At 69.5% G+C, this 21045-nt stretch carries 20 protein-coding genes and 2 pseudogenes; 14 read left to right on the top strand and 8 right to left on the bottom strand.

The annotated features are described in order from the left end of the window. Positions 1 to 80: 80 nt before the first annotated feature. A pseudogene (locus tag CG723_RS31795) lies at positions 81 to 978 on the bottom strand (RNA polymerase sigma factor SigF). A gap of 145 nt (positions 979 to 1123) precedes the next feature. Then, positions 1124 to 1366, bottom strand: coding sequence for a DUF6411 family protein (locus tag CG723_RS31790; protein WP_100596955.1), 243 nt, complete (start codon positions 1364 to 1366; stop codon positions 1124 to 1126). Positions 1367 to 1419: 53 nt separating this feature from the next. On the opposite strand from CG723_RS31790, the pseudogene CG723_RS31785 reads away from it, so the two are divergent. The 4 genes and pseudogenes from CG723_RS31785 to CG723_RS31770 all read left to right on the top strand — a co-directional run. After that, positions 1420 to 2059: pseudogene (locus CG723_RS31785) on the top strand (phospholipase D-like domain-containing protein); the annotation flags it as partial. Positions 2060 to 2201: 142 nt separating this feature from the next. Further along, positions 2202 to 2375, top strand: coding sequence for a hydrophobic protein (locus CG723_RS31780; protein WP_100596954.1), 174 nt, complete (start codon positions 2202 to 2204; stop codon positions 2373 to 2375). A 350-nt stretch (positions 2376 to 2725) separates the two neighbouring features. Continuing rightward, positions 2726 to 3076, top strand: a complete 351-nt coding sequence (locus CG723_RS31775; RefSeq protein WP_100596953.1) for a PRC-barrel domain-containing protein — start codon at positions 2726 to 2728, stop codon at positions 3074 to 3076. 99 nt (positions 3077 to 3175) lie between these two features. Next, complete coding sequence (locus CG723_RS31770) at positions 3176 to 3403, top strand: hypothetical protein (RefSeq protein WP_159032606.1); 228 nt, start codon at positions 3176 to 3178, stop codon at positions 3401 to 3403. A 464-nt stretch (positions 3404 to 3867) separates the two neighbouring features. On the opposite strand, the gene CG723_RS31765 is transcribed toward CG723_RS31770, so the two are convergent. Next, positions 3868 to 4272, bottom strand: coding sequence for a cofilin family protein (locus CG723_RS31765; RefSeq protein ID WP_159032605.1), 405 nt, complete (start codon positions 4270 to 4272; stop codon positions 3868 to 3870). 623 nt (positions 4273 to 4895) lie between these two features. Between CG723_RS31765 and CG723_RS31760 the strand changes: the two genes are divergently transcribed. Further along, positions 4896 to 6134, top strand: coding sequence for an RNA-guided endonuclease InsQ/TnpB family protein (locus tag CG723_RS31760; protein WP_100596982.1), 1239 nt, complete (start codon positions 4896 to 4898; stop codon positions 6132 to 6134). A gap of 113 nt (positions 6135 to 6247) precedes the next feature. On the opposite strand, the gene CG723_RS46530 is transcribed toward CG723_RS31760, so the two are convergent. After that, complete coding sequence (locus CG723_RS46530; protein ID WP_159032604.1) at positions 6248 to 6448, bottom strand: hypothetical protein; 201 nt, start codon at positions 6446 to 6448, stop codon at positions 6248 to 6250. 170 nt (positions 6449 to 6618) lie between these two features. On the opposite strand from CG723_RS46530, the gene CG723_RS49360 reads away from it, so the two are divergent. The 7 genes from CG723_RS49360 to CG723_RS31735 all read left to right on the top strand — a co-directional run bounded on the left by CG723_RS49360 (position 6619) and on the right by CG723_RS31735 (position 14580). Next, the gene (locus tag CG723_RS49360; RefSeq protein ID WP_351257587.1) at positions 6619 to 6708 is read left to right on the top strand and encodes a putative leader peptide; all 90 of its coding nucleotides are present in this window, start codon (positions 6619 to 6621) and stop codon (positions 6706 to 6708) included. 183 nt (positions 6709 to 6891) lie between these two features. Then, on the top strand, positions 6892 to 8088 hold the full coding sequence (locus CG723_RS31755; protein WP_100596950.1) for an acyl-CoA dehydrogenase family protein: 1197 nt from the start codon (positions 6892 to 6894) through the stop codon (positions 8086 to 8088). A 31-nt stretch (positions 8089 to 8119) separates the two neighbouring features. After that, positions 8120 to 9751 carry an ABC transporter substrate-binding protein gene (locus CG723_RS31750; RefSeq protein WP_199841965.1) on the top strand — a complete coding sequence of 544 codons (1632 nt, stop codon included), beginning with the start codon at positions 8120 to 8122 and terminating at the stop codon, positions 9749 to 9751. A 17-nt stretch (positions 9752 to 9768) separates the two neighbouring features. Beyond that, the gene (locus CG723_RS47080) at positions 9769 to 10719 is read left to right on the top strand and encodes an ABC transporter permease (protein WP_234374635.1); all 951 of its coding nucleotides are present in this window, start codon (positions 9769 to 9771) and stop codon (positions 10717 to 10719) included. A gap of 2 nt (positions 10720 to 10721) precedes the next feature. Beyond that, complete coding sequence (locus CG723_RS47075) at positions 10722 to 11570, top strand: ABC transporter permease (RefSeq protein ID WP_234374634.1); 849 nt, start codon at positions 10722 to 10724, stop codon at positions 11568 to 11570. Beyond that, positions 11570 to 13216, top strand: a complete 1647-nt coding sequence (locus CG723_RS31740) for a dipeptide ABC transporter ATP-binding protein (RefSeq protein ID WP_100596949.1) — start codon at positions 11570 to 11572, stop codon at positions 13214 to 13216. The genes CG723_RS47075 and CG723_RS31740 overlap by 1 nt, the downstream gene beginning before the upstream one ends. Next, complete coding sequence (locus tag CG723_RS31735; protein ID WP_100596948.1) at positions 13213 to 14580, top strand: LLM class flavin-dependent oxidoreductase; 1368 nt, start codon at positions 13213 to 13215, stop codon at positions 14578 to 14580. The genes CG723_RS31740 and CG723_RS31735 overlap by 4 nt, the downstream gene beginning before the upstream one ends. A gap of 59 nt (positions 14581 to 14639) precedes the next feature. On the opposite strand, the gene CG723_RS31730 is transcribed toward CG723_RS31735, so the two are convergent. The 3 genes from CG723_RS31730 to ssuE form a co-directional block, all read right to left on the bottom strand. Next, positions 14640 to 15785: an LLM class flavin-dependent oxidoreductase gene (locus tag CG723_RS31730; protein WP_100596947.1), complete on the bottom strand. Its 1146-nt coding sequence runs from the start codon at positions 15783 to 15785 to the stop codon at positions 14640 to 14642. Positions 15786 to 15809: 24 nt separating this feature from the next. Next, the gene (locus CG723_RS31725; RefSeq protein WP_100596946.1) at positions 15810 to 17024 is read right to left on the bottom strand and encodes an SfnB family sulfur acquisition oxidoreductase; all 1215 of its coding nucleotides are present in this window, start codon (positions 17022 to 17024) and stop codon (positions 15810 to 15812) included. 62 nt (positions 17025 to 17086) lie between these two features. Next, positions 17087 to 17641 (bottom strand): NADPH-dependent FMN reductase, encoded by a 555-nt coding sequence (ssuE, locus tag CG723_RS31720; RefSeq protein WP_100596945.1) that lies wholly within the window; start codon positions 17639 to 17641, stop codon positions 17087 to 17089. Between the two features lie 351 nt (positions 17642 to 17992). On the opposite strand from ssuE, the gene CG723_RS31715 reads away from it, so the two are divergent. Then, on the top strand, positions 17993 to 18907 hold the full coding sequence (locus tag CG723_RS31715) for a LysR family transcriptional regulator (RefSeq protein WP_100596944.1): 915 nt from the start codon (positions 17993 to 17995) through the stop codon (positions 18905 to 18907). A 41-nt stretch (positions 18908 to 18948) separates the two neighbouring features. Here the strand turns inward: CG723_RS31715 and CG723_RS46525 are convergent, their stop codons facing one another. Then, complete coding sequence (locus tag CG723_RS46525) at positions 18949 to 19911, bottom strand: winged helix-turn-helix domain-containing protein (protein ID WP_234374633.1); 963 nt, start codon at positions 19909 to 19911, stop codon at positions 18949 to 18951. A gap of 490 nt (positions 19912 to 20401) precedes the next feature. On the opposite strand from CG723_RS46525, the gene CG723_RS47070 reads away from it, so the two are divergent. Beyond that, positions 20402 to 20947, top strand: coding sequence for a twin-arginine translocation signal domain-containing protein (locus tag CG723_RS47070; RefSeq protein WP_100596943.1), 546 nt, complete (start codon positions 20402 to 20404; stop codon positions 20945 to 20947). The last annotated feature ends 98 nt before the right edge of the window (positions 20948 to 21045 follow it).

Genomic DNA, 21045 nt, shown 5'->3' with positions numbered 1-21045 from the left:
CACGGATTCTCCTACTGGGTGCGATGGGGCCTGCGTTGTGTCCGGGGCAAGGCCACCTCACGGGTCGGCCCGGCGGAGTTTCAGGCGAACATGCCGGCGCGGAGCTGGGTGAGGACGCGGGTGAGAAGTCGTGAGACGTGCATCTGGGAGATGCCGAGTTCCGCGCCGATCTGAGACTGGGTCATCTCCTGGCCAAAGCGCATCTCGATGATGCGCCGGTCACGGGTCTCGAGTTTTTCCAGCAGCGGGGCCAGGGTGTGCAGGTTGTCAATGGCCTCCATGGCGGGGTCGACTTCGCCGATCACGTCGGCATAGGAGTGCATGGCGCCGACGCTGTCGCCGCCGTCGGCTGGCATGTCCAGAGAGCCGGCGGTGTAGCCGTTGGAGGCGACGATCCCCTCGATGACCTCGTCCTGGCTCAGCTGGCTGCAGGTGCTCGGCGAGCTCCTTGACAGTCGGGTCACGGTCCTGGTCGGCGGCGAGCTGCTCGTTGGCCTGCGCGATGTCCACACGCAGTTCCTGGAGGCGGCGGGGAACGTGGACGGCCCAACTAGTGTCGCGGAAGAAGCGCTTGATCTCCCCGACGATGCACGGAACGGCGAAGGTGGCGAACTCGACCTCGCGAGACAGATCAAACCGGTCGATCGCCTTGATCAGGCCGACAGTGCCGACCTGGACAATGTCCTCCATCTCGCCGCTGCCGCTGCCGCGGTTGCGGAACCGGCGCGCGGCGAACCAGACCAGGGAGAGGTTCATCTCGATGAGGGTGTTGCGCGCGTACTGGTGCGCGTGAGTCCCCTCTTCCAGGACCTCGAGCTGGTCGAGAAACAGCTTCGACAGAGCCCGTGCATCCTTGGGCGCCACCTTGCCCGGGTCCTCGAACCAGGGCAGCTCACCGGTGCCGACGGCCGGTGCCCCCGGCAGCGCCGCTGCGTCGGTCTGCACGGTATTGGTGGTAGGCGCATGAGTCGCTGCCATGCCCGTCCCTCCCCTTGGTAGTGCACTGCTTTTGGACCGGCTTCCCCGGCAGGGCGCGCGCACGCCTGTCTCTGGCAGGAACCCAGCAGGGTGACGGAGGCTCGGTGGGAGCTTCCCTCGTCGGGTGGGGCTCCAGCACTCGGTCTCAGAACGGCATGCGGCCTCGGGCGCTGCGGCCGGCGGAGTCGCTGCGGCCCACGGCCTTGGAGCTGTTGCGGAAGGGCTTGCTGAAGATCCGGCCCAGGATGCCGGGGGCTCTGCCGCTGGCGCGTGATCCGACTCTCAAGATGCGCCGGGTGCCGCGTTCGGGGTGCCTGGAGAGACGGGGCACGAAGACGGCAAGAACAGCAAGAACGATACAGACTGCGATATTGCCGACAACTAGCATGAAGGGCTCCGCGGATCGAGGTGCCTTCGCCGCCTGCCCTGACGCATGGACGCATCGCCGCCGCGTTCGCCCAGAACTGGGCCGAGTGCCGCGACCCTCTTCGACGACCGCGAACGGTTCATCGAACACCGCCCGCAGGGGAATTCGATCGTGCAGGTGGTGCGAGGCTCACCCAGCTTCGACTGGCAGGACATGCAGCCCCTGATCCGCGGCATCCTGGAATCAGCTGAGGACCGCTTCCAGCTGGCCACCGCCTACCTCTCCCCGACGCCCACTTCATCGAGCCGCTCTGCGCCGCCGCACGACGCGGCGTGAAGGTGGAGATCCTGCTGCCAGGCCCGCAGACCGACAAGCGGGTCTGCCAGCTGGCTGGCCAGCACTTCTACGGGGCTCTCACCGCCTGCGGGGTGAAGATCTTCCAGTGCCAGCCCACGATGATGCACGCCAAGGTCATCACCGTCGACCACGTCGCCGCCCTGATCGGATCGACGAACTTCAACCGTCGCTCCCTCGACCACGACGAAGAGGTCATGCCCGGCGTCCTGGACCAGGAGTTCACCGCAACGTTGGACGAGCACTTCGACCAGGACATTAGCCGTGAGCGAACAAATCCGGGAGGGCAGTTGGAAGAAGCGCTCGCTCACGCAGCGCACCCGTGAGACAGCTGTCCTGCCCATCCGCCGGTATCTGTAATAAGCCCGGGCGAATTCCGCACCAGGTGCGACCTTGCTTTGAAGCGAATACCACTTCCCGCGTAAGGCCTCAGCAAACAAACCTGATTTTGAGGCATGGTGGGATTCCGGCTGGGCACATGAGTGCTCGGAGGTTGATAATCATGGTTCCCATCATTCTTGTTCTTCTGCTCGCCTTGATCCTCTTCGGTGCCGGTTTCGCGTTGAAGGCCCTGTGGTGGATCGCCATCATCGTGCTGGTGGTGTGGCTGCTCGGCTTCGTGATCCGTCCGGCTGCAAGCGCCGGCAAGCGACGAGGCCGCTGGTACCGCTGGTAAACCAGCCTGAACAGCACAACTTCATGCGGGTGGGCCGCGACGATCCTTCGTCGTGGCCCACCCGCATGTCGGCTGCCGATCACATCGAAGCTCCTGTGCGAAGCAAGTAATGAGAAGTAATGGTGCGCACAATCAAGGGCATACGGGATACGTGGCCGGATGTGCTGTCAGGAACCATGACCTCCAGGACGGCGCGTCCGGCCACACATATTGTCGCGCCGTGTAAATGTGTGGAGTCCGATACTCAGGGCATGCGGTCTTCCGAGAGCGCGTCACCGCATTTCTGGGTACGCCAATCCGACTCCACCGCTTCATCTGTGGAGCAGTAGATTTGATGAGGGAGCCGTTATATGAGCGACAGCATCTGGGGCTACCAGCCGACCGCCGGCCACACAGCGGGGACTGACCTGATCGGTTACAAGGTCGAGGCCACCGACGGCAGCATCGGCAAGGTCGACAAGCACTCGGACGACGTCAACTCCGCGTACCTCGTCGTCGACACCGGTGTCTGGATCTTCGGTAGGCACGTCCTGCTGCCCGCCGGCACCGTACGCACAGTCGACCAGGCCGAGCGGAAGGTCTTCGTCGACCTCACCAAGGATCAGATCAAGGGTTCCCCCGAGTTCGACAGGGACAAGCACGTCGGTGACGCCGGGTACCACGAGCAGGTCGGCAGCTACTACACCAGCCGCCGCCCCTGACCCCACAGCACCACCCCACCAGCGGGGGCCGGCCGGAGTGTCTCCGGCCGGCCCCCGCTTTTCGTGCACCAGCCGGGCACATCCAAGGCAGGCGCGGCCATGGCCACCCTCGCCGTCAGCCGCTGCAACCAACTCCCCTTCGGCGAGCTCCGCGCCGAACAGGCCGACACCATTCCCGGGACCCGCGGCTACGTCGGCGGCACTACCGACCCGACCGGCCTCAACCACCTCGGCGCCCGCAAATACGACCCCAGTCTGGCCGACGCCGTCGACGAACACGCCCGCTGGGCCAGCCGGGCCGCTTCCAAGAACCCGCGACACGGCTGATGTTGGAGCAGGATGGCTTCCACGGACGCGAGTGGACCGGACCCAACCCGGGGGGCGGGTTCATAGGCGCGCGTATGAACCCGTCTTGAGGCTCAGCCTGGTTTTGCCCTTCCGGGAAGCAAGCCCCGGGCGGGTTTCGTGTTGGGCGTCCAGAAGTGCCGCCGCGGCGGCACGGCCGTCAACCAAAGCACGGGCCTGCCAGGAGCTGGGCGGGCCGAGGGACTTTGGCCCCCTCACCCCCCGCTGCAATAAGTGCAGGTCAGGAAAGGTGCCGACACTGTTTGCGGGGCTGACGGGGCTGAAGGTTGCAGTTGTGAGCTACGTAGAGGCAGGGAAAGCAACTTGCGCGTGCTGCCAAGCTCTACCCCGGCGCTGGCCCTGCCGCCCGACGACACCGAGGCAGGCGCGAGCTCGTCACTCCAGGAGCTCGACCTGCTCATGGCCACCGATCGAGGTCTGCCGGGCTACGCCCGGGCGGCGCGGACGAGCCGGTTGTACTCCAGATCGGACTGCCTCATGGCCTCGACGAAGAGGTCGATGCCGCCAAGCTGATTTCTGAGGGCGACGTACACCGCGGCGTGCGCTGCCATCCGCTCGGAACTGATGCCCTGGGGCGACCAGGAAATCAGGACAATGGCCGCTCTGCGACTGCCATCCCGGTCGGCGAAGCAGAGCTCATAGGCCACGAGCCGTGGATCGGACGGCAGGGATTTGAGGAGCTCGTCGTGGGTCAGGTTCCCCTCGTAGTCCAGGATGAGGGTGTCCAGGCTGTCGTTGAGCCGGTACAGGACGGTGGTGATGTGCCGGTTGCATTTGAGTTCGTTGAAGGCGTCGATGCAGCGGTCTTCCACTGAGATAGCACTGGTCACGACGACACCTTCCAATCATGGGCTGGACGCTCGGAGAGCTCAACGAACCCTTGACCGGGAGGTTGTGGATTGGGGCCGTTCGGCAGCACACAGGACACGGTCTCAGCTTGATCTTTAACCTGTACGGCCGCAGTGCTGGTCGCGTGTCTCGGCGCGCTTGACGGTCTTCCCCGGCGCGTGGCGCGGGGCTCTCGTGCGGTTCCTCGATCCGCGGGGTGTCCCGGGCCGGGGTGGGAGGGTTTAGCGCACGACAATCCCTCGGACAGAACGGCCCTACTGCGCATGGTGAAGAAGACGCAGCACAATCACCAGGCCGCACGGCTACCCGGCGACGTCCAACTCTGGCTCGCCGACAGCGGGTAGGCTCCGCCGCACTCCGCTGGTGCGGCTCTCGCGGCCCCACAATCGCGACTTCATGTCCAAGGTTGTGTTTCGTTCAGCGTGCTCTTGCGAGGAACCCCGGGGGTTCACCCCCGGGAGGAATCGCATCCGGTGATAGCGATGCGGAGCATCGCCGTCACAACGGGCGCGGAGCGCCCGCAAGAAACCGGGCCGGAGCGCCCGGGTGAGGAATGCGCGCTGTTCGAATGCCGGTACGTCAGGCGGCAGGTAACGTCACGGTCGTGAAGTTGACCGTGCAGGTGAAACTCCTGCCGACGCCCGTGCAGGCGTCCGCACTTGAGGAAACCCTGCATGCCTGCAACGAGGCCGCGACCTGGGTGTCGTCCGTGGCGTTCGAGAAGGACATCAAGAGCAACTTCGCCCTGCGCGAGCACACCTACACCCAGGTCAAGGACCGATGGGGGCTCGGAGCTCAGGCGGCCCAGCACGTCATCAAGAAGACCTGCGACGCCTACCGCACGCTGCGGGCGAACCTAACGGCAGGGAATCTCGGCAAGCCCTCCTCCAAGCGCTTCCGGCGGGCGGTCGAAAAGCCGATCGCCTTCCGGTTGGAGGGTGCCCAGCCGTATGACGACCGGATGCTGTCCTGGCAGTACACCGGGCGCACGGTGTCGATCTGGACCCTGTCGGGCCGGATGAAAGAGGTGGCGTTCACCGCCGCCCCCGAGCATTTGGCCCGCCTGGCTCTGTGCCGCAAGGGCGAGTCCGATCTGCTGTTCCGCGACGGTATGTGGTTCCTGACCGCCACCTGCGAGGTTCCCGAGGCCGAACTCACCACCGGCGTCACGGAGTTTCTCGGGGTCGATCTGGGGATCGTGAACATCGCGACCACCTCGGACGGTCAGATCATGGCCGGACGCCGGCTGAATCGCGGGCGTCTGCGCGAGCGCACCCTGCGTACGAAACTCCAGCGTAAGAACACCCCGTCCGTCAAACGGCGCCTGAAGAATCGGCGTCGTAAGGAGGCGCGGCGGGCGCGGGACATCAACCACAAGATCGCGAAACATGTGGTGGCCGAGGCAGAACGCACCGGACGCGGAATCGCCCTGGAAGTCCTCACAGGGATCCGCGCGCGGGTACGGCTTCGCAAGCCCCAACGGGCCACCCACTCCTCCTGGGCATTTGCCCAGCTCGCAGATTTCATCGCGTACAAGGCCCGCAGAGCGGGGGTGCCGGTGGTGCACGTCGATCCGGCGTACACCTCCCGCACCTGCGCCGAATGCGGGCACATCGACAAGGCGAACCGGGCCAGTCAGGCCCGTTTCGTATGCCGGTCCTGCGGTGTCGTTGCACACGCGGACTGGAACGGCTCCCGCAACATCCGCCACCGTGCGGAAGAGTTGTGGCGATGCGGGGCGCAGTCAACCGCCCCAGACCCACCCCCGAACACCGGGCGTGGGACAGGACGCAAACGCAGCACCACAGCCAGTGGTGCCCGTTGTGCAAGCCCGGGACTTTGAGTCCCGGGTGGTTGACTCAATCGTGCCTACTGGTAAAGCATGGTTCAGTCGATGCTAGAGGCAGAGCGAAGGTACGAGGTCCCGTCGTCCTCCGATATGAAGTTCCCCCGTGATCATGGACAGCGGATGGTTACGCTGCGGGGGGCGAGGTCTTGGGTCACCAGGGCTCTGGTTTCGAGCGGGGTGACATAGCCGTACTCGGGATGCTTGCGCAGTCGGGTGCGGTTGTACTCGATCTTGCGCAGTCCGGTCGTGTTGTTCGTGATGCTGACCTGCCCCGTCGGCATCACCCCGCGCGGCCCGACAGCGGGCATCCCGCATGGTGGACAGCGCTCGGCTCGGTGCGCGCGATCGGAATTCCCTGTCAACGTCCACGTGGGCATGGACATTTACCCGGAGCCCGCTCCCGGTGAAAGGGAATCCCGATAGGTGCTTCGCCAATGCCGACTCGACCACCTGCCGGCGGCCTGGTTGAATCACGGCTATGTCCGACGAACGGCAAGAACTCACACGGCGACGTCACGTCGACCTGTCGCGTGTCTCGAGTGCCGTCTGTCGCCGCGCCGTCGCGTAACGCCCCGCGCCGCCTTCCCAACCTTCTCGACACTTCTTCCGCCTCCCGGCCCGTTGCTGCCCGGAGGCGGCCCGTCGATGTCGCCGTAAGGCCCCGCACCGCCGAAGGCTGAACGCCAGGGTTGACCATCCGCCCCTTTTTGCGCGCGCTGACACGCGTCCGCCGCTTTCCGGAGGCCTTCCCATGCCCTCATCCGTTACCCCGCACATCTCCGTATCGGCCCCGGCCGACCTGCTCCACCGGATCCGTGCCGTCGCCGCAAGCTTGGAGGCGGCACGTGAACTCCCTTACAAAAGTGTCCAGTTGGTCCGCGACAGCGGCCTGGGCGCACTCCGCGTTCCCCGTGAGTACGGTGGCGCAGGCGGCTCTCTCGTCGACCTCTTCCGCCTCGTGATCGATCTGGCCGAGGCCGACTCGAACGTGGCGCAGGCATTGCGCCCGCACTTCGGTTTCGTGGAGCTGCTGATCAGCCAGGGCACCGCGGCCGAGCGGGCCCGCTGGTACCCGACGGTCGTCGCCGGTGAGCTGTTCGGCAACGCCGCGTCCGAGCGGGGCACCGCGCACCCCGGCGAGATCCGCACCCGCCTCACGCGGGACGGCGACGCGTACCGCGTGGACGGCACGAAGTTCTACTCGACCGGCGCGCTCTTCGCCGACCACGTCGTCGTGATCGCGCTCGACGACGCGGAGCGCCGGGTACGGGTCGTGCTTCCGCGCTCGCGCGAGGGCGTCGAGCTCGTCGACGACTGGGACGCGCTCGGCCAGCGCACCACCGCCTCCGGCACGACGCGGCTGCGGCAGGTGGCCGCGTACGGCGACGAGGTCACGGTCGACGCGACGGGCTGGCAGCGCCGCACCCATATGGGCCCGTACTACCAGTTGTTCCTGGCCGCAGTGCACGCGGGGATAGCGAAGGCGGCCCTGGCGGACGCGCTCTCGTACGCGAGAGAGAAGGCGCGCGCCGTGCAGCACGCCGGAGTGGAGCGGGCGGTCGACGATCCACTGGTGCAGCACACCGTCGGTGAGATCGCGGCCGGGGCGCTGGCCGCCGAGGCGGTTGTCCTGCACGCCGCCTCGGTGATCGACGCGGCGCTCGCGGTCCCCGCCGACGACGGCATCACGGGAGACCAGGACGCGCTGCACTCGGCGGCCGCCACGGTCGCGCAAGCTCAAGTGACTGCCGCTCGGGCCGCGTTGAGCGCCGGCGAACGGCTCTACGACGTCGGCGGGGCGTCGGCCACGCTCCGCGAACACCACCTGGACCGGCACTGGCGCAACGCCCGCACCGTCGCCTCGCACAACCCGGTCGCGCACAAGGCGCGGGTGTGCGGCGACTGGCTGCTGAACGGCACCCCGCCTCCGCTCAACGGCTTCTTCTGACCCACCGCAGGCAGACCACCCCGGAGTCCCCGTGAAACCGCCCTACCGTCTCCTCCTCGCCCTCCCCCTCCTGCTTCTCGCCACCGCCTGCGGGGCCGGCGAGGCCGCCACGTCCGTCACCGCCCGCCCCGCCGCGGGCGGCACCCTCACCTACGCCACCGACCGCGAGCCCACCTGCCTCGACCCGCATGTGGCGGGCGACATGCCGCAGGCGTACGTCGCCCAGCAGGTCCTCGACTCGCTTGTCGCGCTTGACGCAGAGGGCGAGGCCAAGCCGTGGCTGGCCGCGTCCTGGGACATCTCTGAGGACGGCCGGACCTACACCTTCCATCTGCGCGACGACGTCCGGTTCACCGACGGCACCCGCTTCGACGCGGTGGCCGTCAAGGCCAACTTCGACCACATGGTCGATCCCGACACCCAGTCCGGGACAGCGGGCGGATATCTGGCGCCCTATCAAAGAACTGACGTGGTGGACGAGTTCACGGCCCGTGTGCACCTCGACCGGCCGTACTCACCCTTCCTCAACATGCTCGCGCAGGCGTTCCTCGCCATGGAGTCGCCCAAGGCCCTCGCCCGCGGAAAGGAGGCGAACTGCGCGGCACCCGTCGGCACCGGCCCGTTCATCGTGAAGAAGTGGAACCGGCAGTCGGACGTCGTCCTGGTGCGCAACCCGCACTACAACTCCCCGCCGCCGTACGCGAAGCACTCCGGCCCCGCGTACGCGGAGAAGATCGTCTGGCGGTTCATACCGGAACCCGCGACCCGGTTCGCAGCCGTCCAGTCGGGGCAGGTCGACGTGATCGACGCGCTGCCGCCGGAGGACCAGCGGACCGCCGAACACGACGACCGCCTGAAGGTGGTCGTGCGCGACCGGCCGGGCAATCCGACGAACCTCGCCCTGAACACCTCCCGCGCCCCCTTCGACGATATCCGCGTCCGCAAGGCGTTCCTGTACTCGGCCGATGTCGCCGACGGCCTCAAGAGTGTCTTCTTCGGCCAGTACCGGCGGGCGGGCGGCCCGCTCAGCTATGTGACGCCGCACTACTCGGACGCGTACGAGAACGCCTGGCCGTACGACCCGGAGAAGGCCAACACTTTGCTGGATCAGGCGGGTTGGGGAAAGCGCGACGGTGACGGCTACCGCGTCAAGGGCACCGGGCGGCTGACCGCCGAGGTGCTCCTCAAGTCCGACATCAGCCCGAACCAGCTGGCGGTGATGGAGCAGATCCAGGCCACCGCCAAGGACGTCGGCTTCCAGCTGAAGCTGCTACGGCTCGACGCGGCGACGGTCAACACCCGTTACCTGGCGGGGAAGTACGACCTGCGCGACGGCTACTGGAACACCAACACACCCGACGTGCTGCACACCGTCTTCGGCAGCGAATACGCCGTGCAGAACGGCATCCACTCCAACGCGACATACGCCAAGGACCCCGCCCTCGACCGACTGTTCCGTACCGCACAGGCCACCACGGACCCGGACGAGCAGCAGAAGCTCTACGGCGCGGCGCAGCGGCTGATCTCCGCGGGCGCCTACCAGCTGACCCTCTACCCGCAGACGACCCGTCTCGCCGCTCACGACGGATCGGTGCGCGGCGCCGCTCTCGAACCGGCCCTGTCCCTGCCCTACCTCTACGACGCGTGGGTGAGCTCCCGATGACAACGACCCCGACAGCTGTGGCAACTCCCTTGTACCGCCGAATTCTTGTCCGGGTAGCGGGCGCCGCACTCGTGCTGTGGGCGGCGGCGACAGTCACGTTTCTCGCACTGCATCTGGTGCCGGGCGACCCGGTGCTCGTCCTGCTCGGCGGCGGTTCCGGAGCCAATCCGACACCGGAGACGATCGCCGCGACGCGCCACGCGTACGGACTCGACCAGCCGCTGTACGTGCAGTACGCGCAGCACATCGGCCGGCTGCTCACCGGCGACCTGGGGGTGTCGACCTCCCTGAAGGAGTCCGTCGGTACCGTCATCACCGAGCAGTTGCCGTCGACGCTCCAACTCACCGCTCTGGCCCTGCTGTTCGCATGGCTGATCACCGGGGCTGTGGTCCTCCTGTCGACCGGCAGGGGGACTATCGGCCGGGCCCTCGGCTCGGGGCTCGAGACGATCGCCGCCGGGTTGCCGCACTTCTGGCTCGGTGTGGTGCTCCTGTACGTGTTCGCGTTCCGTCTCGGCTGGTTCCCGGTCGCGGGCGGCACCGGACTCACCGGGCTCGTCCTGCCCGCGCTGACCCTCGCCGTACCGCTCGCCGGGTATCTCGGCCAGGTGACGCGCGGCGCGCTCCTCACGACCCTCGACCAGCCGTTCATCACGTCGGCGCGGCTGCGCGGCATGAGCCCGGGAGCGGTCCGCGCCCGGCGCGCGCTGCGGCACGCGCTGCTGCCGCCGCTGACCCTGTCCGGCTGGGCGGTCGGCGCGCTCTTCTCCAGCGAGGTCGTCGTGGAGGCGGTCTTCGCGCGCCAGGGCGTCGGCCGGGCGCTCCTGAACGCCGTGATCGCCCGCGACCTGCCGCTGGTCACCGGGATCGTGCTGCTCATCGCCACGGTGTACGTCCTCGTCAACCTCGCCGTCGACCTGCTGTACGCGGTGGTCGACCCGCGCGTCCGCACCCCTCGGGAGATCTGACCGTGACCGCACTGACCGCCGCCCTGGCCCCGGCCCGCAGGCGGCCCAGGCTCCGTCCGGGGCTGTTCGCCGCCGGGCTCTTCCTGACCCTGGTCGTCGTTGCCGCACTCGTCCCCAGCCTGCTCACCTCGTACGCCCCGGACGCGATCAGGCCCGCCGACTTCTTCCGGTCCCCCTCTGCCGCGCACTGGTTCGGCACGGACCAGAACGGCCGCGACGTGTACACACGCGTCGTGTACGGTGCCGGCCAGTCCCTCCTCATCGGGCTGGGCGCCACGGCGATCTCGCTCGGCCTCGGCATCGTGCTCGGCCTGGGCGCGGCGCTCGGCGGGCGCCGCGCGGACTTCGCCGTCGGCCGGGTCCTCGAAGTCCTCTTCGCCTTCCCGGGGCTGCTGCTCGCGCTGCTCTTCATCGCCGTGTTCGGCACGGGCGCGGTGACCGCGGCGATCGCCGTCGGCATCGGTGAGGCCGCCGGGTACGCGCGACTCATCCGCTCCCAGGCCGCCACCGTCGTCCGCTCCGGCTACGTCGAGGCGGCGCGCGGCCTCGGGCACTCCCCGGCGCGCGTCGTACGGCGCACGGTGCTGCCCAACGTGCTGCGCCCGCTCGCCGCCCTCGCCACGCTCGGCATCGGCCAGTCCGTGGTGTGGGCGTCGTCGCTCTCCTTCCTGGGCCTGGGCGCGCAGCCGCCGGCCGCGGAGTGGGGCGCGATGCTCGCGGACGGGCGCACCTTCCTCCAGTACGCCTGGTGGACGTCGTTCTTCCCGGGCCTGTTCATCGTCCTGACCACCTTGTCCACGACCGTTCTCGGGCGCCGTCTGCAGGCGTGGCTCGACACGAGGAGCAGCTGATGACCACCGATCCCCCTGAGAACTCCGACGTGCTGCTCTCCGCGCGGAACCTGACCGTCGGGTTCGGCGACCGGGACGTCGTACGCGGCATCTCCCTCACCGTGCGCCGCGGCGAGACCGTCGCCCTCGTCGGCGAGTCCGGTTCCGGCAAGAGCGTCACCGCCCGCACCCTGGTCGGCCTGACCGGTGCCGGTGCTCGGGTGGCGGCCGACGAGCTGACCTGGCGGGGCGAGGACGTCCGCGGCTGGCGCGAACGGCGCTGGCGCCGCGTCCGCGGCCGGGGCATCGGGTTCGTGCTCCAGGACGCGCTCGTCTCGCTCGACCCACTGCGCCCGGTCGGCAAGGAGATCGAGGACGGACTGCGGCTGCACGGCCACGGCGACCGGGCCACGCGCCGGGCCCGCGTCCTCGAGGTGATGGCGCAGGTCGGCATCCCGGATCCCGAACTGCGCGCCGCCCAGCGCCCGCACGAGCTGTCCGGCGGGCTGCGCCAGCGCGCGCTGATCGCCGCCGCACTCGCGCTCGACCCGCCGCTGCTCATCGCTGACGAGCCGACGACGGCACTGGACGCGACGGTGCAAGCGCAGATCCTCGACCTGCTGGCGGCGGCCCGCAGCCGGGAGCGGGGTCTGCTGTTCATCACGCACGACCTGGGAGTCGTACGGCGGCTCGCGGACCGGGTGGCGGTGATGCGCGGCGGCGAGATCGTGGAGGAGGGGAGCGTCCGCGACGTTCTCGAAGACCCTCAACACTCCTATACCCAGGGTCTGTTGGCGGCCGACCCGGCGCTCCACCCGAAGGGGGCGCGGCTCACCCCGGCCCGGACGGCCGCGCCCGCGCCCAACCGCCGCCCGCACGAGGTCGTCCTCACCGCCGACGGGCTCCACAAGGCGTACGGCGGCCGGGACGCGGTACGCGACGTGTCCTTCGCGCTCGCGGCGGGCCGCACCCTCGGCATCGTGGGCGAGTCGGGGTCCGGCAAGTCGACGACGGCCCGGATCGCGCTCGGCCTGACCCGGCCCGACACGGGCACAATCACCCTGCACGGCGAGCCCTGGAGCGCGCTGCCCGAACGGGAACGGCGCCCGCGCCGGCACGGCATCCAGCTCGTGCACCAGGACCCGCTGTCCGCGTTCGACCCGCGCTGGACCGTGCGCCGCTCGCTGATCGACGCCGTACGACTGCGGCGCCCGGGGCATCCGCTCTCGACGCCCGACGAGGCCGCACGCCGGGTGACCGAACTCGCCGCGCAGGTCGGCCTCCCGGACGACACCCTCGACCGGCATCCACTTTCGCTCTCCGGCGGCCAGCGTCAACGGGCCGCCCTGGCACGGGCATTGGCACCGAACCCCGCCGTCCTGGTCCTCGACGAACCGGTGTCCGCGCTCGACGTCTCCGTGCAGGCCCAGGTCCTCGACCTGCTCGCCGACCTCCAGGACTCCCTCGGCCTGGCCTATCTGTTCATCTCCCACGACCTCGGCGTCGTCCGACACGTCAGCGACGACGTTCTCGTGATGAAGGACGGCCGCGTGGTGGAGTCGGGGCTCGCCGAGGACCTCTTCGCCGCCCCTCGACACCCCTACACACGAGCCCTGCTGGCCGCCGTTCACCCGCACCCCACCGCCACCACCGGAGCCACCCGATGACCAACGCCTCCGCACCCCGCCCCCTGCGCTTCAACGCCTTCGCCATGAACTGCGTTTCGCACATCAACCACGGCCAGTGGGTGCGCGACGACACCAGCCAGACCTCCTACACCGACCTGGAGACCTGGACGGAGCTCGCGCGGACCCTGGAGCGCGGCTACTTCGACGCGCTCTTCCTCGCCGATGTCATCGGCACGTACGACACATACCGTGGCTCCCGCGACACGGCGGTCCGCGAAGGGCTCCAGATCCCGGTCAACGACCCGTCGCTGCTCGTCGCGGCGATCGCCCACGCCACCGAACACCTGGGCCTCGCCTTCACCCAGTCGGTGCTCCAGGAACCCCCGTACAACTTCGCCCGCCGACTCTCCACCCTCGACCACCTCACCAAGGGCCGCGTCGCGTGGAACATCGTCACGTCGTACCTGGAGTCGGCGGCGAAAGGACTCGGCCTGGACGGGTTGCCGCTGCACGACGAGCGCTACGAGCGCGCCGAAGAGTACACGGACGTGCTCTACCAGCTCCTGGAGGGGAGTTGGGAGGAGGGCGCCGTCGTCCGCGACCGCGAGCGGCGCGTGTACGCCGACCCGGCCCGCATCCACGACGTCCACCACGAGGGCCGCTTCTACCGCGTGAACGGCCCCCACCTCTCGGAGCCGTCACCGCAGCGCACGCCGATCCTGTTCCAGGCCGGATCGTCCGAGCGGGGACGGGAGTTCGCGGCCCGGAACGCGGAGGCCGTCTTCCTCGGGGCCGTGTCGCCGGAGGGCGCGCGGACGCAGGTGGAGGACGTGCGGGCTCGGGCGGTGGCGTACGGCAGGGACGGTGGCGACATCCTGTTCTTCCAAGGGCTGACGCTGATCGTGGGCAGCACCGAGGAGGAGGCGGAGCGCAAGCTCGCCGACTACCGGGAGCACACGAGCCTCGACGGGTTCGCCGCGCACATGTCGGGCTCGCTCCAACTCGACCTGTCTCAGGTCGACTTCGACGCCCCGGTCGGCGAGATCGACACGAACGGGGTGCAGGGGTTCGTACGCTCGCTGGTCGAGGGGGCGCCGGACAAGACGTGGACGTTCGGCGAGGTGCTGCGAGCGCGCGCCTGGACACGGCCGATCGCCGGGGTGCCGGAGCGGATCGCCGACGAGCTGGAGCGGTGGCGGGACGCGGGCGTCGACGGCATCAACCTCGCGTACGTCACCAGCCCGGGCACCTTCACGGACTTCTCCGACAACCTGGCGCCGGTGCTGCAGAAGCGGGGCCTGCTGAAGACGGCGTACGAGGAGGGCACGCTGCGGCAGAAGCTGTTCGGGCGCGGCGACCGGCTGCCCGCGTCGCACCCGGCGGCTCGCCACCGGCGAGGTTAGAAAACGGCGAACGGCCCCGGGAGTGGCACTCCCGGGGCCGTTCGCCGCGTCCAGGTGAATTACGAGGCGAACGGAACCGCCGCCGGAGTCCGGTCGAGGCCCGCCGCGTCCGGGTGGTGCCACAGCCCGCGTTCGGCGAGCACCGGGAGCACGCCCTCGCCGAACCAGTACGCCTCCTCCACGTGCGGATAGCCGGAGAGCACGAACTCGTCGATGCCCAGGGCGTGATATTCGGCGATACGGTCGGCGATCTCGGTGTGCGAGCCGACGAGGGCGGTGCCGGCGCCGCCTCGCACGAGGCCGACGCCGGCCCACAGGTTCGGGTAGATCTCCAGGCCGTCGGCGCTGCCGCCGTGCAGCGCGAGCATCCGCTTCTGCCCCTCCGATCCCGAACGGGCGAGCCCCGCCTGGACGTTCGCGATGATCTTCGGGTCGATGCCGGACAGCAGCCGGTGCGCCTGAGCCCATGCCTCCTGCGCCGTGTCGCGCGCGATGACGTGCAGCCGGATGCCGAAGCGGATGTCCCGGCCCTCCGCCTTCGCCAGCGTCCGGATCCAGTCGATCTTCTCGGCGACCTGCGCAGGCGGCTCGCCCCAGGTGAGGTACACGTCGCTGTGGCGCGCGGCGACCGGGCCCGCCGCCTTCGACGAGCCGCCGAAGTAGACGGGCGGCACCGGGTCGGGCAGCCGGGTCAGTCGGGCCTCGGCGACCCGCTCGTGCTCCCCGTCGAAGTCGACGGTCTCGCCGCGCCACAGGGCACGGGTGATGTGCAGGAACTCGTCGGTGCGGGCGTAGCGGGCCTCCTTGTCGAGGAAGTCGCCGTACGCGCGCTGCTCGTGGTCCTCGCCACCCGTGACGACGTTCAGGAGCAGCCGCCCGCCCGAATGACGCTGATAGGTGGCGGCCATCTGCGCGGCGAGCGCGGGTGCGACCAGCCCTGGCCGGAACGCCACGAGGAACTTCAGGCGCTCCGTCTGCTCGACGAGCATCGCCGTGGTCAGCCAGGCGTCCTCGCACCAGGCGCCGGTCGGTGTGAGCGCCCCGTCGAAGCCCAGCTGCTCGGCTGTACGGGCGACTTGGCCGAGGTAGGCGAGCGAGGCGGGGCGGTCGCCGCCGGCCGAGCCGGTGGGGACGCCGTGGCCGCCGCCGACGATGTGGCGGCTGTCGCCGTTGGTGGGCAGGAACCAGTGGAAGGTCAGAGACATGGGAGTCCTTAGGCAGGGCGGGGGTCAGACCAGGCCGTTGGCGGGCGGCGGGGTGTCGTTGAGCTCCCAGCCGCCGAGGTAGCGGAGCTTGAGACGGCGGGGGTCGTGCAGGGTGTGGGTGCGAGCGTTGCGCCAGTGCCGGTGCAGGTTGAGATCCCGGTCGGCGGCGCGGGTGCCGATCAGTTCGAAGATGCCGCTGGAGACCTTCAGGGAGACCTCGTCGGAGTGGGCGCGGGCCGCGGCGACGGCGGCCGAAGCCTCCGCCGCGGTAAGGGTGTTTAGGTCGGCGCGGGCCGCGTCCACGGCGTCTCCCGCCTCGCGCAGCAGGGCGCGGGCGGTGCGCACGCCCAGCGCCAGTTCCCCGAAGAGATCGATGATCGCCTCCTCGTCGGCGGCCCGGTCCAGGCCGGTCTCCTTGCGGGGCCGGGCCAGTTCGTGGATGAGCCGCTTCCCGTCGCGCAGCGCGGCGACCGCGATGCCGGTGTCGATGGCGGCGTGCAGGTACTGCCCGAACGCGCCGAACACCTCGTCCTTCTCGAAGATCGTGTACACCGGCACGATCCGCTCGGCGGGCACCCGGACCTGCTCGAAGCGGACGGTGCCGCTGCCGGTGGTGCGCTGCCCCATGCCGTTCCAGTCGTCCTCGACGGTGACACCGGGCTCGTCGGCGGGCACCCAGGCCGCGTGTACCCGGCCCTCCTCGTCGGCGGCGTAGACGGGGATCCAGTGCGCGAACAGGGTGCCGGTGGCGTAGTACTTGGTGCCGTTCAGGATCCGGCTGCCGTCGGGCTGCCGCGCGAAGCCGATCTCGAAGTCCCGTGCGGTGCGCGAGCCGCGCTCGGACAGGGCGTTGGCGAAGTGGCGGCCGCGGAGGATCTCCTCGTAGAAGAACGCCTGCTGCTCCGGTGTCCCGGCACTGGCCAGGACATTGACGAAGAAGAAGTGGTTCTGCGGGATCTGCCCGATGCTCGCGTCGCCCGCGACCAGCTCAGTGAACACCTCGCCGAGCGTGCGCGTGGAGAGGCCGGGCCCGCCGTACGCCTTCGGCACGCTCAGGGTGAACAGGCCCGCTCCGCTCAGGGTGCGGATCTCCTCGTACGGAAGGATGCGCTCGGCGTCGCGCCGGGCATCCTCGGTGCTGAACCGGGCAGCCAACTGCCGCACAACGACCAGTACCTCGGCTTCCGTGCTGTCCGGGCCGAACGGTGTGACACGGGTGGTGTGGGTGGCGCGGTTCATGGCGTGGGCCTTTCCGCGGAGTGAGGGACGGTGAGGTGAAAGGGAAAGCCGATAGCCATGGGTCAGGCGGCGGCGAGCCGGGAGCCGGCGGGCAGGGCGGCGCGGAACCGTTCGACGACCGGGGCGAGCGCGTCGTGTGCCTCGGGCGCGAGCGTGACGGTGCGGTCGGCGTCGACCGTGATGTGTCGGTCGAGGACGAACCACCCCTGCGCGACGTCGGCGCCCAGCGAGGTGAGTACGGGGCGCAGCGCGTAGTCGACGGCGAGGACGTGTGCGGGGGAACCGCCGGTGGCCAGCGGCAGCACGGCCTTGTCACGCAGCGCGTACTGCGGCAACAGGTCGAGGAAGGTCTTCAGGACTCCCGAGTACGCGGCCTTGTACACGGGGCTGGCGACGATCAGCGCGTCGGCGCGCGCCACGAGCTCGACGGCCCGCGCGACCTCGGGGTCCTTGGCGTCGGCTGACAGCAGCGCCTCGGCGGGCAGGCTGCGCACGTCGAAGTGGCGGACCTCGTGGCCGTCCTCGGCGAACTGCCGCCCCAGGTGCGCGACGAGATGGGCGGTACGGGAGGCGCCGGGGGCGGAGGCGCTGCCGGTGAGGGTGAGGAGAAAGGCCACAGTAAGTCCTTGCAGGATGAGTGAGTCGGGCTGCGGAACGGGCGCGACAGGGACGGGCCGCGAATGCGACGCGGCGGCCGCGGCTGGGGAGCTGGTCGCACACATGGCAGTCCTCGACCGCCGGGCAGGCGGGAGGAGTTCGGGTGCGAGAGGCCGCGAAAGGGCTCAGCTGGAAAGGCAACAGGCGGCACTACAGACCCGCGCGAGGTCGACGTGACGTCGCCGCGTGAGTTCCTGTCGCCCTGCATCCATGCCCCGATTCAAGCAGCCGTTCGGCCGGTCCGTCGAGTCGGTAATCACGAGACCCTGATAGGGTTTCCCTTACACGTTGGGGGTAGCAAGGAGATCCGGGTGCGGACCGAACAGCTGGAGTACATCGAGGCGGTGACCCGGCTCGGCTCGCTGCGCCGCGCGGCGTCCGAACTGCACATCTCCCAGCCCGCGTTGAGCGAGACGGTGCGCAACCTGGAGCGTGAACTGGGCGTCGCACTGCTCGACCGGCACCGCTCGGGTGCCAAGGTCAGCGACGAGGGGCGGGAGCTGCTGCCCCACATCATCGGTGTCCTGGAATCTGTGGACCGACTGCGCCGCGCGGCGCACGACCAGCACCACAGCAGCCGGATGGTACGGGTCGGCACGGTGAACGCGGCGACGGTTCCGCTCCTCGTGCCCGCTGTCCGCGACTTCCGCGCCGAACACCCAGCGACGCAGGTCGAAATGGTCGGCTCGCAACAGGACGACATCCACCGGGGTCTGCGCGAGGGCCGCTTCGACCTCGGTCTGGTCAACTACCTCGACGGCGACGACACTCCGCCCGACCTGCACACGACCGAGTTGCTGCGCGGCCGCCCGGTGGTGTGCCTGCGCGCCGACGACCCACTGGCCGAGCGGAGCGCCCTCGCCCCCGCCGACCTGGCGGGGGTCCCGTTGATCGGGATGCGCACGGGTTATGTCATGCACCGCTACGCCCACCGGCTGTTCAGCGGCAGCGCCCCGCAGTTCGCCTACTCCACGGACGGCGCCGAACTCGGCAAGGTCCTGGTCGCCGAGGGCCTGGGCGTCACGTTGCTGCCCGACTTCAGCGTGGCGGGCGACCCGCTGGAGCGGGCGGGCCTGATCACGTACCGACCGCTTCTTGATGAGACGACACGCGTGCTGGTGGTGTTGCAGCGCCGCACGGGCGACGTGCCGAGGGCCGTGCGGGCCTTGCACGCGTCATTGCGGGCCCAGGCGGGCTCCCTCGGCAGCGCGATCACTCGCGAATAGCCCGCCCCTGATGCGCCGGCTCCGCGGGCGCCCGGCGGAACCTACCCGTAGGCCTCCCGCCCAGCTCGATCCGACGCGCAAAGAGCGGACTGGTGGAGCTGTCGGCGGTGACTACGTTGACCATGGGCGTACCTTTCCGACCCGCGCTGCAACGCGGGCACACCCAAACACAGCCCTGAGCCCCGCACGCCTCCTCCCGAGCCGACGCGCCTCGTCCTCAATCGTCCCGCCTCGGATCGCTCTCGCGCCCCGGTTCGTCCTCCGTCGCGCCCCCCGTGCGCAGCCGGAAGCCAACCCCCCCATTCCGTGGTGAGCGAGGCGGCCAGTTCACGGCCCAACTTACGGCGTATGCGGTGGACATGGAGGTCCACCGAGCGGCTGCGGCTGCCGGCCCAGTCGCCGATGTCGGCCCGCAACTGCTCCCGTGAGACCACACCGCCGCTTGCCCGTAGCAGCGTGGCCATCACCTTGAACTCCAGGCGGGTCAGCGGTACTGGCCGGCCGTTGACCACCATTCCCTGACCGCCGTGATCCAGCACTATCGCCCCGCCGGGCACCCCGACGTACGAACCGGTCATCGTGACGCTGTGGACCACCGGGCACCCCGCCCGTTGCCAGGCGTCGAATCCGCCAATCACATCAGTGGTGCGGCGCAGCCCCAGCACATGGAGGCCGACCGCGGCCATGCTGGAGACATCGCCCCGGCTGTCCATGAGGATGACCCGCAGATCGTGATCGACCGCTTCCTCGATGCGCCATTTGCTGCACGGGTCGAGCCGCCACTCCAGGTCGTTGCGGTCCAGGAGCAGAGAGCCGGGGATCTCACCTCCAAGCCGCCTCGTTGGCTCAAGGCGCAGGTCCACCAGCAGCGCCCCGTGGGCCAGTTCGGTGACGGCCCGTTCGGGTGTGAGTCGGTCCAGCCGGGACCTGGCGGAGTGAACCAGGTCTTCTACGGAGGGAGGGCCGTCCTGGGGGGTGCGGAGATCGCCTTGATCGATGGCCACCCGACCAGCGTAGGCACCCAAGTGCCGGCCAGGGGAGGGTAATCGACGTGACGTCATGCAGCTGTCTCGAAGCTGAAACAGCTGGACCGTTGCGGGCGTCCGGGCGGGCTCGGTAGGAATGACGGGTGACGACGACAGCGACCACTCTTCTGACGCGCAGGCTCCATGTGGACCTGCTGCGTGTGGTCGCGTGCCGGTGTACGGCTGACTGATCCGGTAGGCCACGCGCGCCTGCGCAAGCCGCTCGCGCGTCGCAGCGCCCCGGCGCTGCGCGTCTCCCGGCACGCTCATTTCCGCAGTATCGGCCCGGTGGGCCGATGGCACATCAGTGTCGGCTCGGTGCCGGTGGCACACCTACGTATCGCCGGCCGTCGCTCCATGCTGCCCGCCGGTGCCCGCCGGTGCCCGCCGGTGCCCGCCGGTGCCCGCCGACTGATTCCGTACGCGGCGTCCCCTCACCCGCTCATCTCCCTCCCCTGGAGACATCGCCATGCCTGGACCGCTCACCGGGAACGACCCCGGTACCACCGTCGGCGCCCCGCCGCGCGTCTGGCGGGAGGTCCTGCCCGGCACCTCCCGCCGCGGCTTCCTGGCCGCCGTCGGAGCCGGTTCGCTGGCCGCGCTGCTCGCCGCCTGCGCACCCGGCGACACCAAGTCCGGCGGCAGCAAGCCCAACGGGCCCGCGAAGAGGGGCGGCACCCTACGCGACGGCACGCCCCCGCCGCCCACCTTCGTGGACCCGGTCACCGCGTACGACGGCTCGGCGGTCGCCATCATTCAGCTCGTCGCCGACTATCTGGTCTGGTTGGACAAGGACTTCGGACTCCAGCCCCGGCTCGCCACCGAGTGGACGTCCGACAAGGACGCCAAGAAGTGGACGTTCACCGCCAACTACGCTCAGCCGTGGCCCACCCGACGTGACTCCCTGCAGCGAAGGGCTGGCAGCCGTTCGCCGCCAGGCCGGACCTGCCCAGGTCGACGCCGAGGACCGGCCGTCGCCCCGGAAACGCGGCCCGCGCGTTCCCCGGGGCGATAGGCAGCCGCTCCCCGGCCGAGTGGGTTGTGCTCGGCAATCACGAAGCGGGTATTGCTGAAGAAAGTGCCTGGACAGCGGCAGTTGACTTCTGCGGCCGG

The organism is Streptomyces sp. CB01635, from assembly GCF_002803065.1.
In the GTDB taxonomy this organism is placed as follows: Bacteria; Actinomycetota; Actinomycetes; order Streptomycetales; family Streptomycetaceae; genus Streptomyces.
This window is presented reverse-complemented; position numbering and strand designations above follow the sequence as displayed.